Origin of the sequence: Vibrio tarriae (genome assembly GCF_002216685.1) — a bacterium.
GTDB classification, from domain to species: domain Bacteria; phylum Pseudomonadota; class Gammaproteobacteria; order Enterobacterales; family Vibrionaceae; genus Vibrio; species Vibrio tarriae.
Window position 1 is genome coordinate 888,876 of the sequence record NZ_CP022353.1, and the last position, 15,588, is coordinate 904,463.

Genomic DNA, 15,588 nt, shown 5'->3' on the forward strand with positions numbered 1-15,588 from the left:
AAAGCTCATTAATCATGAGCCATTGCGGCAAATAAACCTAGTAAAGAAGAGCACAAATGTGCCGTGAGATACAGAAATAAATCGTGTTGCGTGAAAAAACAAAAAGCCCCGTTGAAACGGGGCTTTGAAGAGGCTCGCTAAATCTTATAGAGATTCAGTGAAAGTACGAGCGATAACGTCTTGTTGCTGTTCAGCAGTCAGAGAGTTAAAGCGCACTGCGTATCCAGATACACGGATAGTCAGTTGTGGGTACTTCTCAGGGTGTTTTACTGCATCAAGTAGAGTGTCACGGTTCAGAACGTTAACGTTCAGATGTTGACCACCCTCGATGCCTGCTTCGTGGTGGAAGTAACCATCCATCAGGCCAGCTAGGTTTGCACGTTGTGAACCTTCGTCTTTACCCAGTGCATTTGGCACGATAGAGAAGGTATAAGAGATACCATCTTTCGCGTGAGCAAATGGCAGTTTACCGACTGAAGTCAGAGACGCAACCGCACCTTTCTCGTCACGACCGTGCATTGGGTTTGCACCTGGTGCGAATGGAGCACCTGCACGACGGCCATCTGGCGTGTTACCTGTCTTTTTGCCGTATACCACGTTTGACGTGATAGTTAGGATAGACTGAGTTGGTACTGCGTCACGGTAAGTTTTCAGTGAACGGATCTTGTTCATGAAACGCTCAACCAGTTCACAGGCGATGTCATCAACGCGTGAATCGTTGTTACCGAATTTAGGGTAGTCGCCTTCGATAACGAAATCGACTGCTACACCATCTTCGTCACGAACAGGCTTCACTTTTGCATACTTGATTGCAGACAGTGAGTCAGCCGCTACAGACAGACCTGCGATACCACACGCCATAGTACGACGTACATCACGGTCATGCAGCGCCATTAGAGCCGCTTCGTAGCTGTACTTGTCATGCATGTAGTGGATGGCATTCAGTGCAGTGACGTATTGTGTTGCCAGCCAACCCATGAAGTGATCCAGCTTGCCCCATACATCGTCGAAGTCGAGCACTTCGTCGGTGATCTTAGGCATTTTTGGACCCACTTGGATTTTCAGTTTCTCATCCACACCACCGTTGATTACATACAGCAGCGTTTTAGCAAGGTTGGCACGAGCACCGAAGAACTGCATGTGTTTACCAATAACCATTGGTGATACACAACATGCGATAGCGTAGTCATCATTGTTGAAGTCAGGACGCATCAAGTCATCGTTTTCGTACTGGATAGACGAGGTATCGATAGACACTTTCGCACAGAACTTCTTGAAGCCTTCAGGCAGTTGCTCTGACCACAGGACAGTGATGTTTGGCTCTGGAGATGGACCCATGGTGTACAGTGAGTTCAGGAAGCGGAAGTTAGTACGTGTTACCAGCGTACGACCGTCCAGACCCATACCACCCATAGATTCGGTTGCCCAAATTGGGTCACCAGAGAACAGCTCATCGTACTCAGGAGTACGTAGGAAACGAACCATACGCAGCTTCATGACGAAGTGGTCGATCATTTCTTGCGCTTCTTCTTCAGTGATCTTACCTGCTTTCATGTCGCGCTCAATGTACACGTCCAAGAAAGTAGAGGTGCGGCCAAGAGACATTGCAGCACCGTTTTGAGATTTCACTGCCGCTAGGTAGCCGAAGTAAGTCCATTGGATTGCTTCTTGTGCCGTTTCAGCTGGGCGAGAAATATCGTAACCGTATTTCGCAGCCATCTCTTTCATTTGAGCTAATGCACGGTGTTGTTCTGCAATTTCTTCACGCAATTGCATGGTCATATGCAGATCTTCGCCGTTTTCAAATTTTTCCTGCAGAGACTTGAACTGAGCCAGTTTGTCTTTCATCAGGAAGTCGATACCGTACAGAGCCACACGACGGTAGTCACCGATGATACGACCACGGCCGTAAGCATCTGGAAGACCAGTCAGAACGCCAGATTTACGACAAGCCAGAATTTCTGGAGTGTAGATGTCGAATACACCTGCGTTGTGAGTTTTGCGGTATTCAGAGTAGATTTTTGAAACTTGTGGATCCAGTTCACGACCGTATGCTTTGCATGAACCTTCCACCATACGGATACCACCGTTAGGGATGATTGCACGTTTCAGAGGAGCATCAGTTTGTAGACCAACGATTTTTTCTAGGTCTTTGTTGATGTAGCCAGCGTCGTGAGCTGTGATGGTAGAGATAAGAGAAGTGTCGAAGTCAACAGGAGCGTGAGTTGAGTTTTCCTGTCTGATGCCTTCCATTACTTTAGCCCAAAGCTTGTTGGTCGCTTCAGTACCTTCTGAGACTAGGAAAGATTCGTCGCCTTCGTACGGTGTGTAGTTCTTTTGAATAAAATCACGAACGTTAACTTCGTTTTGCCAGTCACCTGCCGCAAAACCTTCCCAAGCTTTAGCAAATTGCTCTGCCATGACATACCTACCTTTATGAGTAGAAAAAACACGTACTGTTTTCGCCGTTGAGCCAGCTATCCCCGAGAGGAGCAGTACACTCTTCAATAACGATATCCAAATTCACACTGTGACTATTTGAATATGGATATCGCTATTAGTTCCTTTAATGTAGCCACTCTACGCTAAAAATTTTTCGTAAACCTTAAACTAAATCAATAAAAGTTAAAAAATTAAAATAAAGTTTGGGTAGCGCGGTCAGCGCTACCCAAATCAAGAATGGTGATTACAACCAAGCTTGCAGACCGTATTGGCTTTCCAACATGCCAACAGCAAGCATAGCAATCAAACAGATGATTAGCACACCGCCGGGGATCACAACTTTATCGATGAAGGACAATTTTGCTGCGCGCTCTTTGTCACCAATCAGACCGTTGTTGTCCAGAAGCATAGTCAAAGCCCAAGCCAGTACAGGGTTTACTACCGCTGAACCGAAAATACAGATACCTGCTGCTTGTGAATCTTTGGTGTTTTTGATCATTTGCATACCCGCTTCCAGCAGAGGTAGGAATACACCGACTAACAGAGCACAGCGCATAACTGGTGGCCATACGGCTGCATCCATTGGGAAACCAAGAATTGCAATCGTCATCACCAAACAGCCAAGGATAATGGCACCACCTGGAATTGGACGTTTCGCAATCGCCGCTGGGATCATGTATGTACCCCAAGAAGAGGTGATGTTACCGCCACCCAGCGCTGTACCCACCATTTGACGGATAGAACACATAGTCATGGTGTCATCCACATCCATCAGTACTTTTTCAGTACGTTTTGGATAGTTCAGCTCTTGGAAGATACGGTGACCTAGGAAATCGGGTGACCACATGGCAACCGCCAAAATCGCAAATGGCAATGAAGCGATGAAGTGTTGTAGTGTTGGCATACCCAACATCCAACCTTGCTCAGTGCTGCCCCACCAGTAAACAGGGTTCAGGTTTGGCAAGCCCATTTGGGTTTCAAATTTCAGGTCAAAGCCCGCACCCAAGGCAAGCGCAATCACAAGGCCAGTAAAGGCACACACCGGAATCGCCAACCAGCGCAAGTTAAACTTAGCGAGCAGAGCATAAATTACGATGTTCACGCCGAGCACGACAAGACCAATGTAGCCCATGCTGCCTGCCGCAACGTCGGCAGATTGCAAGCCAACCGCCCATTCTTGTATCGATGTAATTTGGCTCATCGTACCGGTAAACCCGAGGAAGATCAGCAAACCGCCGGCTGTGCCCTCAGAGGTGAGGTTCACCAGTTTGGAGCCACCTTTGAAGTAGCTGAGCAAAAGACCGAAAACGCCAAGGAGGATAGCAAGTGCAAGAGGGTGTGCGCCGGCCAGAGCGATAGAGCCAATCAGAGGAATCATCGGACCGTGGTTGCCAGCAAGGTTAGCACGAGGGTTTAAGAAACCTGAAGCAATCACACAGAAGAAAAGAGCTGGGAAAAGCATTTCTACGCGAGCGACTTCGATAGCAAATTCTTTGCCCAAGTTAATATGGTCCCACGCTTGAGTCAGGCCGTCAGCCCAAGACATCATTACTGCGGAGTACATAGAGATAATGCCGATGGTGCCCGCTAGTGCAGGAACTAAGTCTTCCAGCTCAAAGCGGAAATCTCGCCCAGGTAAATTGAGACCAAAACGGCGTGGCTTCATGATTTGCAGTTCATGATCCAGATATTCTGAGCGAGTTGCAAACTCAGAAGCAGGACGGTGAAGCTCCCGGTAGCTTTTCGTCTCAATGTCTGAGCGCTCTTTGTTCATAACGTCTGACATATGATTCCTCATATTTGTAAAAGTAAATAATTCAGTTGTGAATACTGTTTAATTGCATGAATAAAAAAAGTGTTGAAGCGTTTCTGACACGAGTCAAATGGGCCACTTCTAACACAAATACTGATCATTATGATGACCTTATATTTGCGGCGAGTTTAACGTGCTTATCAATAAGGGCGATTGATCTTGATCACTTTACGAATAAATATGAAAGAAAACTACACATGCCAGTGATATCAGACACATAGGGCGTATTTGGTTTGAAATATTTTTTCATCTTGCGAGTTTTATTACGTTTTAAAACATTGAAAAAGGCTTAGAAAAGTGCAGTCTTTGGTAACAGGAAAAGTCAGTATGTGTACCAAATGTGACTTTGTTAAAAATTCATTAATAAAATTGCCTTGCAAAAATGACTATTTATTAGCTTTGTAATGGGTGAGCTAGTTAGGGGCGCAGAAAAACAGCAAGTGAACACATCCCCATGAACATACATAGAGTATGTGATTGGAGTAAGCTAACCTAACCAATACTGGTGTAGCTTTCAGTAGGAAGAGAATAAGATTAATTCACTTATATTTGCATTAGTGTGCAAATTAAATCGCTATTCAGTCATATTTGATGGGTTAATAATTTGTTGCGTGGCTTTAGGTTGAGTGTTAGCTTGTTTCAAAAATGAACAGTGAAGTTCATTGATATAGACAGGGAGCGTTAGCGCATGACGGATGTACCCGCGCTTGAAATTAAGAATTTACACAAAACTTTTGGTCAGAATGAAGTGCTAAAAGGTATCTCCCTTCAAGCACAGAAAGGAGATGTTATTTCCATCATTGGCTCGTCAGGTTCTGGCAAAAGTACCTTTCTTCGTTGTATCAATTTATTAGAAACTCCCACTGCAGGTGAAATTTGGGTCAAAGGCGAACTTATCCAGATGAAAACTACGCGTCAAGGCATAGTGCAGCCAGCCAAAGAGAAACAAGTGCAGCGCATCCGTTCGCGTTTAGCCATGGTGTTTCAGAGTTTCAATCTTTGGTCGCATATGACAGTGCTCGAAAACGTCATTGAGGCTCCAATTTATGTGCTTGGTGTACCCAAAGCACAGGCCATTGAGCAAGCCGAGCGTTTACTGCGCAAAGTCGGTTTATACGAACGTAAAGATTATTACCCCGGACACCTTTCTGGTGGTCAACAACAGCGTGCGGCGATTGCACGGGCTCTTGCCGTGGAGCCCGAAGTTATGCTGTTTGATGAACCGACTTCTGCACTCGATCCTGAACTCGTAGGAGAAGTGTTGGGAGTCATGCGTGACTTGGCAGAAGAGGGACGCACCATGCTGGTCGTGACTCATGAGATGGCGTTTGCTCGTGATGTTTCAAATCATGTGATGTTCTTGCATCAAGGCAAAGTTGAAGAGCAGGGTAAACCAGAAAAACTGTTTAAAAATCCTGAATCTGAACGGTTAAAGCAGTTTATTTCGTCTATCTATTAAGTAAGCGGGAAAATCGAGAGTCATTCATTTTTTCAAAAGATAAGATCGGTTGTTACTGTTGGGGCTAATCGCTAACAATCAGATCTGATTTTTTAGTGATGAACTTTCTAGTAACACATTGATATTAAAGCAATAGCAAACATAAAGACAAACAATCACAGGAGTATGGATATGAAAAAGTGGTTAGTTGCGACAGCATTAATTGCGACAACAATCAGTGGCGTAACGCAAGCCAAAGAATGGAAAACGGTGCGTTTTGGTATTGAAGGCGCTTATCCTCCGTTTAGCTGGACAGAAGCCGATGGCTCTTTGAAAGGCTTTGACGTGGATATGGCGAATGCATTGTGTGCTGAGATGAAAGTGGAATGCAAAATTGTGCCACAGGATTGGGATGGCATCATTCCTTCACTGTTAGCGCGTAAGTACGATGCTATTATTGCGGCGATGTCGATTACCGAAGAGCGCAAGATGAAAGTCGATTTCACTGGCAAGTATGCCCTGATCCCGAACAAATTTATTGCTAAGAAAGGCGCGGATTTAGCCTTTACCAAAGAAGGTTTGAAGGGCGTGAAAATTGGTGTGCAACGTGCGACCACTCACGATAAATACATCACTGACAATTATGGTGACACCGTCGATATCGTACGTTATGGCTCGTTTGATGAAGCGTATTTAGACCTTGCCAATGGCCGGATCGCCGCAGTATTAGGGGATGCCTCCGCATTAGAAGAGGGCATGCTCAACAAACCCGGTGGTGATGCTTATGAATTTGTTGGCCCTTCACTGACAGACCCAAAATGGTTTGGCGAAGGTATGGGCATAGCTGTGCGCAAGCAAGATAAAGAGTTAACCGAAAAACTCGATGCGGCGATTACGGCACTGCGTGAAAAAGGGATTTATCAACAAATACAAGCTAAATACTTCAAGTATGACGTTTACGGTGAATAAAAGCGCTCCTTATCACTTCGAGTTGCCGTCCACAGGACGGTAGCTTGAAATCATGGATTCGCGATTAAAGCTCACTGTATTTCGGGTTGTTGGCATTCGTTCCTGATGTCACCAACAACCCGTAATCCAACTCAGGGAACGAGTCATATGCTGGATTTACAAGGCTATGAAGCCTCTATTTTGAAAGGCGCGCTGCTGACTATTGAAGTTGCCGTGCTGTCACTTTTGCTAGCGATGCTGCTAGGTATGTTAGGCGCACTCGCAAAAATGGCTCCCTACCGCTGGGCTCGAGCCATTGCGACACTCTATACCACTATCATTCGCGGTATTCCGGATTTAGTACTCATGATGCTGATTTTCTTTGGTGGGCAGATTTTACTCAACAATGGTCTCAGTTGGTTTAATGAGTTCATCAACCAATGGCTGACAGGTCGAGACCCGAATCATGAATGGGTCGCCTATCTGCCAGACTATGTAGATATCAGCCCTTTTGTCGCGGGCGTGTTAACCATCGGCTTCATTTTTGGGGCTTATATGGCGGAAACGTTTCGTGGCGCGATCCTTGCCGTGGATAAAGGCGAACTTGAAGCGGCGAAAGCTTACGGCATGAGCGCAGCCATGAGCTTTCGGCGAATTTTATTACCGCAGATGATTCGCCATGCTATTCCTGGCTTTGGCAATAACTGGCTGGTGCTGCTGAAAACGACCGCTCTTGTCTCGATCATCGGCCTTGAAGATATGGTACGCATCAGTTCGCTGGCGGCTGGCTCGACCAAGATGCCGTTTACCTTTTACATGGCGGTGGCCATCATCTTTCTATTTTTTACCAGTGTATCGACCGGTTTGCTCAAGCTGCTAGAACGTAAATTCAGTATCCATACGAGGTAAAGATGGATTTTTCTCTGATTATTGACAGTTTGCCTATTTACCTAAGTGGACTTTGGACCACTGTCTGGCTCGTGAGCCTTTCACTCGTAATCGGCTTGCTGTGCGCCATTCCGCTGGCGATTGCCCGAAATAGCAAGCAAAAATGGTTCAGCTTTCCGGCATGGGGATACATCTATTTTCTGCGTGGAACGCCACTCTTAGTGCAGCTTTATCTGATTTATTACGGTATGGATCAGTGGTTTCCGGTCAAAGATACCTTATGGGAGCATGCTTGGTTTTGTGCTTTGGTGGCCTTTATCTTAAATACCTCGGCCTATACGGCGGAAATTATCCGTGGGGCGATCAACGGGCTTCCGAAAGGTGAAGTAGAAGCTGCCAAAGCTTATGGTATGAGCCGTTTTCAAACTTACCAAAAAATTATTTTACCTAGTGCGCTGCGTCGATCCTTACCTGCTTACAGTAATGAAGTGATTTTTATGTTGCATGGCAGTGCCGTGGCAGGGATCGTCACCATCATGGATTTGACTGGCGCGGCACGATTAGTCAATTCTCGATACTATGCGCCATTTGAAGCTTTTTTGAGTGCAGGGCTGTTTTATATGGCGCTGACTTTCATCATTTTGTGGTGTTTTAAACAGGCGGAACAACGCTTTCTTGCCTACCTAAAACCTCGCAGCTAAATAAAAAATCCCCATCAATATCGATGGGGATTTTTAAGTAAGCCGTCAGAGCACTTGATTACTTGAATGTTGCCCAGATAGGCGCATGATCGGAAGGTTTATCGATCGCACGTAACTCATAATCGATACCAGCTTCTTGGCAGGTTTCAGCCAGAGTTGGTGTTGCCAAAATCACATCGATTCGAAGCCCACGGTTGTCTTCAAAGCCGCGTGAGCGGTAATCAAACCACGAAAATTGGTCACTGACGCCAGGATGCAATTGGCGGAAAGTATCGACCAATCCCCAATCTAAAAGCGTTTGTAACCACTCACGCTCTTCTGGTTGAAATGAACATTTGCCTGTTTGTAACCAGCGTTTGCGGTTGGCTTCGCCGATACCAATATCCAGATCGAGTGGGCTGATATTGATGTCACCCATCACGACCAGACGCTCTGAATTACTGCGGTGTTCACGCAGATAGGTCATCAAATCACGATAAAACTGACGTTTGTAAGGAAACTTGGTTTCGTGTTCGACGTTGTCACCTTGTGGGAAATAGCCATTGAGAATGGTGGTCTTTTGCCCATTCTGATCAGCGAATGTCGCCATGATCATGCGCTTTTGGTGTTCTTCATTGTCGGTTGGAAAGCCTTTGATCACTTCGACAGGCGTTTGTTTGCATAAAATGGCCACACCGTAGTGCGCTTTTTGACCGTGAAAATAGACTTGATAGCCCATGGCCTCGACTTCTTGACGAGGAAACGCCTCATCATGGACTTTGATCTCTTGTAGGCCAATCACATCAGGTTGATGCTTGTCGATCAACGCTTGCAGTTGATGCAATCTGGCTCTGAGTCCATTTATGTTGAAGCTGATAACTTTCATTGCGATTCCTTTTGGTTGACTTGGGGCTGATGTTATCACCTAAGCTCGGGATCTCAAGCTCGACGCATTTTTGGTTCAATAGTGAACTGAAAAAGTAAGCAAAAAGTAATAAATTTGTTGTTTAAAAGAGTCAATAGACTTATTTTTAGCCTTATTACCCGATGTACATGTCTTAAACGCAAACATAAGGATGTTGTATGCGCCAAATTTCAGTTCAGTGGAAAATCACACTACTTGCGGGGCTTTGTCTGGTTTTTACTTCTCTCGCTTTAATCGGTTTTTCAATCTACAACGCGCGTGCGAGCCAACAAACTGCCAAGCAACAAAGTGCTGAGTCCGTGATTGATAAATCGCAGCAACTGTTGCAAACCGGTGCGTTATTGAACGCAACAGAGATTTCAGAGTACCTCAGTGAAGCCATATATCGTGCGGAAATGTTGGCAGCCAGTGCCCTGTTTTTGAAAAATAATTCAGAAGAGAACTTCGGTGAAAGTGAGGTGCTACGCACGTCACTCGATGAAATGGTGCGAAAATCCGTACTTGGCTTTGACACTATAGAAGGCGCTTATCTGGTATTTCGTCCCAATATGCTCGACAGTGAAGATTCCAATTATGTTAATGCAGATTATGTTGGCTCAAACGATATTGGCCAGTTTGCCGCCTACTGGACCAAGGCGGCGAATGGGCAAAACGTGATTTCCCGCGTATTAACTCAAGCGCAACTCACAGAAGAATCGAATAAGGAGCGTTTTGTCTGCCCGATTGAGCAAGCCTCGCCCTGTATTACATCGCCGCGCATAGTGGAGTTTGAAACGGGACGCTATCTGGCCACGTCGCTGTCTGTGCCGATTTTGATTGATGGTGTCGCCATCGGCTTTTATGGCATTGATCTGACGCTCGCGCCTTTGATTGACATCACTCAAAATTCCGATAACAACTTGTTTGACGGACAAGGGAAAGTATCGATTGTTAGTGTAAATAATGCCTTAGTAGCGAGTGATTCCCCTCAGTTAACCCTTGGCGAAACGTTTCAAAGCGAGAATATCAACCGATCAACTCTGAGTTCATTATTGCAGACGGGTCAAGTCAACACTCAATGGAGTGAAGATGGTCAATGGCTGGTGGTTTTTTGCCCCAATCAAAGTCGCGAATCAAAACTGGGGTGTCATTTTTGAAATGCCACGTCAAAGTGTCATGCAAGATGCCGAACAACTGGACATTTTACTTACAGAACAACTTGAGCGCGGCATTCGTAGTGAATTGATGGTGGGTACGCTTATGGTTGTCGTGGGGCTATTGGTGGTCGCTCTTATGGCGATGCGTTTGGTGAGACCAATTCGAGCGGTTGCTGAACGATTACAAGATATTTCCTCTGGTGAAGGGGATTTAACTCAGCGTTTGCAGGTGAATTCTGCCGATGAAATCGGCCAACTGGCACAGGGCTTTAACCTTTTTATGGATAAGTTACAGCCGATCATCCGCCGAGTTGTGGATAATACGGGACAAGTCGTGAGTACCACCGAGCAGGTCAAAAGTACGGTTGAATCAACGCGCCGTAGCAGCGAAGCGCAATTTAAAGAAGTCGACAGTGTGGCAACCGCCGCAGAGGAGATGACTCAAACCTCAGCACATGTTGTCGAGAATGCTCAGCGTGCGGTGAATGCGGCGAGCGATGCTCAGCGAGCTGCCCAAACAGGGGATGAAGTGATCCGCCATTCACAGATGCAGATGAACCAGTTGGTGGACAGAATGAATCTTGCCGTTCCTGTCGTGGAAGAGTTAGCACGCAACAACACTGGGATTATTGAAATCTTAAGTGTGATTGAAGGCATTTCAGAGCAAACCAATTTGCTTGCATTAAATGCGGCGATTGAAGCGGCTCGAGCTGGAGAGCAAGGCCGCGGCTTTGCTGTTGTTGCCGATGAAGTGCGCAGCCTTGCTAGTCGCACTCAAGCTTCTGTCGGTGAAATTCGGTCCGTTATCAACAAAGTTGAATTGGGTACGCAAGATGTCGTGAAAGCTATTCAAGGCAGCAATGAAACCGCACAAGCTACGGCTGAGCAAGTCGCGGATGCAGTTACTCAGCTCAACCGAGTGTTTTCGGCGATTCATGCCATCAACGAGATGAGTCATCAAATCGTGCAAGCCGCGCAAGATCAGCAGACGGTATCGGCTCAAGTGACTCAAAGCGTGGTCAATATTCGCGATTTAAGTGCACAAATTCTTTCAGAAACGGAAGCATCCGAAAAAGTGGGAGAGCAAATTGCGCGGCTGTCGTTTGAACAACAAACTCTAGTCGGGCAGTTTAAAGTGAACTGAGACCAAGCGTTGTCAGACGAGAGTTACTCGTCTGACAGGGGGGCGATGGTTTGTGGTTGAATGCTGGGTGATACTGCAGCGTCTGACAGTTTTTGTTCAAAATCGCGTTTGACGATCTCAAGCGCAGCAAGCGCGATCTGGGGTTCAATCGCATGAGACTCTAATAAATAGATAAGATCGACCGCGAGTTTGATCTCATCAGAAGCTTCATTCAGTGGAATCGATGGAGTCGACATTTACGCTTTTCTCTCTTGAGTGGTAATTCGTTTCTCAATTTTTATTTTTGCCTCACGGCAGCGGTTGAGTCGCTGCTCGGATTGCAACAGGGCTTGCTGAGCCGCCACTTTTTCTGTTACCGAGGCTTGCTCAAGCAACAGGGCTTTATCACGCACCAAATCCATCAAACGTCGTTCCCAATCTTGATGTTGAGCCAGCTCCTGATAAAGCTCATTAATGGGTTTTTTAAAATAAGCGTGCGGTTTCGGTTCGTTACGGCGCACATTTTGAGTTGAAAGCTCACGAGTCAGTGCGGCGATTTGTGCAAGTAGCCGTTCAGATAAATATTCCGCGCGCAATGCGGTCAAACGTCCACTCTCTTTTTCACGGATTAAGGCTTGCAGTGTTGAATGAGCTTCTTCAACACAAGGTGTTAACAGCTTTCCGTGGCAATGGAATAACACCTCATCAAATAATGGGCGATGATGTTCACCACGTTGACGGTCGAGCTGGGCGGCAGAATGCTTGAGCTCGTTGAGAATCGTATGAAATTTGCTGTAGCTCTCCATCATCCCACCCACCATGCGTCATAAGCCAATTTCCCCGCCAAAATCGTGACCACTAAAATAAATAGGGGACGGATAAACGGAGCTCCAAAGCGAATGGCTGAGTGAGCCCCGACGTACGCTCCCGCCATCAAACAGACTCCCATGGTCAAACCCAACAGCCAATCAATATGACCGAGTAGAGCAAAAGTCACCAGCGAGGTGAAATTACTGGTTAAATTCATGGCTTTGGCGAGTCCCGAAGCCAGAAGAATATTGAAGCGATACAGCGCCATTGAGCTGACCGTCCAAAACGCGCCAGTGCCAGGGCCCGCTAAGCCATCATAAAATCCTAGCCCTATGCCTTGCAGGATCTGCTTGCGATGCAATTTAGGGCATGGTTCAGGCGTGACACTTTGTTCCGTTTGATGGGGGCGATGCAACACCGTATATAAAGCCGCAGCCAGAATAATCAGCGGGAGTACTTTACGTAGCCAATCCGTGCTGATCGCATCAACGGCCAGGGTACCCAGTATGGCGCCAATCAAGGTTGCAATAAAAGCGCGTTTCCAGCATGCAGGATCAAAGAGTTTTTGACGATAGTAAGTCCATGCCGCGGTTGATGAAGCAAACGTCGCAGCTAATTTATTGGTTCCCAAAGCCAAATGAGGCGGTAAACCTAGCGAAAGTAGCGCTGGTACGGTCAACATTCCGCCGCCGCCTGCGACCGCATCGATAAATCCGGCAATAAAAGCAACAAGAGCCAGCACCATTATCGTGGTGGGTTCTATCCATTCCATCAAAAGCGCAATCCTAATTGTGGTGAGTTAATCGTTATTATCAGTATTCAATCGTGCGCTTAAAGGGCGGTAAGGCATCCAACAACGCTTTTCCGTAACGCTTTGATACTACCCGCCGATCAAGGATGACCACTCTACCAGAATCCCGCTCTTTGCGCAGTAGACGTCCAACAGACTGGATGAGCTTTTTGCTGGCTTCAGGAATGGTAATTTGCATGAAAGGGTTACCGCCTAGCTCTTGAATATATTCGGCATGTGCTTGTTCCACCGGAGAGGTTGGAACGGCAAAGGGGATTTTGGTGATGATCAGATTTTCGAGGAGTTCACCAGGCAGATCTAGCCCTTCCGAAAAACTTCCAGTGCCAAATAAAACACTGGTTTTCTGTTTTTCAATCAGCTTTTTATGTTTATTTAGAATTTCTGAGCGAGATTTCTCACCTTGCACCTGCAGTGCCCAACCACGTTTTGTGAACTCAACTTTTAAAGACTCTGCCACTTCACGCATTTGCCAATAAGAAGCAAAGAGAACCAAATTGGCTTTGTCAGCTTGCAGGTAACACAATACTTTTTTTGCTAAATAGGCGGTATAGCCCTCGGCTTGTGGCTCAATTTCCATTTTGGGGATCAGCAATTCACCTTGTGTAGGGTAATCAAATGGCGAGGCTAAAGCTAAAAATTGCACTCCATCTTCCGCTTTGTCACTGATCCCAGCTTGCCGACAGAAAAAGCTGAATGAATTTAATGCTCTTAAGGTTGCAGAAACTAATATCGCCCCCACACAGCGGCTCCAAAGCTGCTGATCCAGTTGCCAGCCGATTTCGAGTGGCGAAACACTGACTAAATAGTCACCTTCTCGTTCAGGACTGACTTCAAGCCAGCGCGCTAAAGGGGCTCCCTTATCTTTGTTGGGTTTTGCCATCAGTTGCCATACTTGGGTCAAGTTTTCTAAACGTTGTACGTAAAACCCCAATTCGCCCAACGCAGGTTCAGCGATGCGTGTTGCAAGTTCGCCTTCTTTTACTTTTTCAGCAATTAAATCAGCAACTTTACTCACAGATTGCATCGCTTTTTGTGATGCCTTACTGAGAGTTTGTGACTCATCAGCCAGCCATTGTGGTAACTCGCCGTGCTCAAAACGGTAAATTCCCTCAACAAATTGTTCAGCCACAAACTGTTTGGGTAACTGGTTCAAAGTCGGGATTAAGTACTGTATCGCCGTGCGCGCCTCTTCAGCGAATCGCTCGGCACGTTTTTCATCACCTAGAGCGGTGAACTTGGATAAGGATTGATTGAGCTTTTCTAACCAACTCGCGGCTCCTTTTAACGTCGCCGCTGCCGATGCATGTTCGCGCGCGACCGTAGGGAGATGGTGCGCTTCGTCAAAAACATAAATCGTTTCTTCGGGGGCGGGCAGGATAACGCCCCCGCCTAAATCCGCGTCGGCCATCACTAGACTATGGTTAGCAATAATCACATCGGCCTTATCCAGTTCTGAACGTGCCTTCTGAAATGGACAGTGGCGATGAGCACTAAAGCTGCCATTACAACTATGTTTATCGCTGACAATGACTGACCACAATTCATCACTAATCGGGCTTGGCCAGCCATCGCGGTCACCATCCCATTTCCCTTGGCTCAGGGCAGTATGCAGCTCTGCAAGCAGCTCTGTCTCATGAGGTTTGGGTTTACTTTCAAATAGCGCGATTTGCCCATCATCAATTCCACAGGCTGCGGCTAAACGTTCGCTACAACAATAACGTTGACGGCCTTTCGCAAGAATAAATGAGAAGTTTTGATCACTGATCCTGCGATAAAGCGGTAAGTCTTTATTGAGCAGTTGCTCTTGAAGTGCCACTGTGGCTGTGGAGATCACGACTTTCCGCTTATTGACCACCGCCACAGGGATAACCGCCATTAAATAGGAGAGAGACTTTCCTATGCCTGTTCCTGCTTCTGCCACTAACATTCGAGTCGATTTGTGATAAGTCCCACAAAGGGTTTTGGCCATCTCGGCAACTAGGAAATTTTGAGCGCGACGAGGAATGAAATTTTCCAATTGATTTTGTAGGTTTTGATAACTGTTGCGAATGGAATCTTGAATGTTTTTTGTCAGCATAGAGGTGTCCAAAGTGCGATGGCGCGATGGTAGCACAGATCACTAAGTGATACCTACTTCACGAAATCGTATGCTTTTAATAGAAATCTAGATCTTGTTCACAAATAAAAACTGAACCTTCAGGAACTTAAATTTATTTTGTTTTATAAAAAATATATAGCTTCAAATACTAGGGTTATTTTTTATTAATGTCCTAATTTCACATTTTTTACGTCTCTTTTTAGAGTTTTATTCTGTTTTTTCTGGCTTTGGTAAGGCTGCTATTTTACGGTAATTTGTTAAGAAGTAAGCCGAAAAAAAGACTGAAAACAATGTAAGCATTTGAAATTGAATGTTTTATGTTTTTTTTCTTTGGTTTTTTTATGGTATTTGACATACAGAATATTCTTTTGCAATCTTAACCACGAATCTAATGGCGATGGTGACCAAACAAAGAGTTGGAAAACCATCATCAAAAAACAGGGAACCGGACAAGGAATTCCCACATTAAGAAAAGG

11 protein-coding genes and 1 pseudogene are annotated in these 15,588 nt (G+C 45.9%); 5 read left to right on the forward strand and 7 right to left on the reverse strand.

Annotated elements, in window-relative coordinates; genetic code table 11:
• Nucleotides 1-144: 144 nt before the first annotated feature.
• Together pflB and CEQ48_RS09700 are read right to left on the reverse strand one after the other, a co-directional pair.
• On the reverse strand, nt 145-2,421 hold the full coding sequence (pflB, locus tag CEQ48_RS09695; protein WP_089071095.1) for a formate C-acetyltransferase: 2,277 nt from the start codon (nt 2,419-2,421) through the stop codon (nt 145-147).
• Between the two features lie 265 nt (nt 2,422-2,686).
• On the reverse strand, nt 2,687-4,228 hold the full coding sequence (locus tag CEQ48_RS09700; protein ID WP_001286252.1) for a DUF3360 family protein: 1,542 nt from the start codon (nt 4,226-4,228) through the stop codon (nt 2,687-2,689).
• Between the two features lie 715 nt (nt 4,229-4,943).
• On the opposite strand from CEQ48_RS09700, the gene CEQ48_RS09705 reads away from it, so the two are divergent.
• The 4 genes from CEQ48_RS09705 to CEQ48_RS09720 all read left to right on the forward strand — a co-directional run bounded on the left by CEQ48_RS09705 (nt 4,944) and on the right by CEQ48_RS09720 (nt 8,230).
• Nucleotides 4,944-5,714: an ABC transporter ATP-binding protein gene (locus CEQ48_RS09705; RefSeq protein ID WP_089071096.1), complete on the forward strand. Its 771-nt coding sequence runs from the start codon at nt 4,944-4,946 to the stop codon at nt 5,712-5,714.
• Nucleotides 5,715-5,885: 171 nt separating this feature from the next.
• Complete coding sequence (aotJ, locus tag CEQ48_RS09710) at nt 5,886-6,662, forward strand: L-arginine-binding protein AotJ (protein WP_181714688.1); 777 nt, start codon at nt 5,886-5,888, stop codon at nt 6,660-6,662.
• Between the two features lie 147 nt (nt 6,663-6,809).
• Nucleotides 6,810-7,550 carry an ABC transporter permease gene (locus tag CEQ48_RS09715; RefSeq protein ID WP_089071098.1) on the forward strand — a complete coding sequence of 247 codons (741 nt, stop codon included), beginning with the start codon at nt 6,810-6,812 and terminating at the stop codon, nt 7,548-7,550.
• A gap of 2 nt (nt 7,551-7,552) precedes the next feature.
• Nucleotides 7,553-8,230, forward strand: coding sequence for an ABC transporter permease (locus CEQ48_RS09720; protein ID WP_089071099.1), 678 nt, complete (start codon nt 7,553-7,555; stop codon nt 8,228-8,230).
• 58 nt (nt 8,231-8,288) lie between these two features.
• On the opposite strand, the gene xthA is transcribed toward CEQ48_RS09720, so the two are convergent.
• Complete coding sequence (gene xthA, locus CEQ48_RS09725) at nt 8,289-9,095, reverse strand: exodeoxyribonuclease III (RefSeq protein WP_089071100.1); 807 nt, start codon at nt 9,093-9,095, stop codon at nt 8,289-8,291.
• A 197-nt stretch (nt 9,096-9,292) separates the two neighbouring features.
• Between xthA and CEQ48_RS09730 the strand changes: the two are divergent.
• Nucleotides 9,293-11,414: pseudogene (locus tag CEQ48_RS09730) on the forward strand (methyl-accepting chemotaxis protein).
• A gap of 23 nt (nt 11,415-11,437) precedes the next feature.
• Here the strand turns inward: CEQ48_RS09730 and rsmS are convergent.
• Genes rsmS through dinG form a run of 4 tightly spaced genes read right to left on the reverse strand, consistent with a single transcriptional unit; the run spans nt 11,438 to nt 15,091 of the window.
• Nucleotides 11,438-11,650, reverse strand: coding sequence for a pleiotropic regulatory protein RsmS (gene rsmS, locus CEQ48_RS09735; protein WP_089071101.1), 213 nt, complete (start codon nt 11,648-11,650; stop codon nt 11,438-11,440).
• Entirely contained in the window at nt 11,651-12,199 is a 549-nt protein-coding gene (locus tag CEQ48_RS09740) for a primosomal replication protein (RefSeq protein ID WP_308507410.1), read from the reverse strand.
• Entirely contained in the window at nt 12,199-12,975 is a 777-nt protein-coding gene (locus CEQ48_RS09745) for a sulfite exporter TauE/SafE family protein (protein WP_001881611.1), read from the reverse strand. The genes CEQ48_RS09740 and CEQ48_RS09745 overlap by 1 nt, the downstream gene beginning before the upstream one ends.
• 40 nt (nt 12,976-13,015) lie before the next feature.
• Nucleotides 13,016-15,091 (reverse strand): ATP-dependent DNA helicase DinG, encoded by a 2,076-nt coding sequence (gene dinG, locus CEQ48_RS09750; RefSeq protein ID WP_089071103.1) that lies wholly within the window; start codon nt 15,089-15,091, stop codon nt 13,016-13,018.
• Between the last annotated feature and the right edge of the window lie 497 nt (nt 15,092-15,588).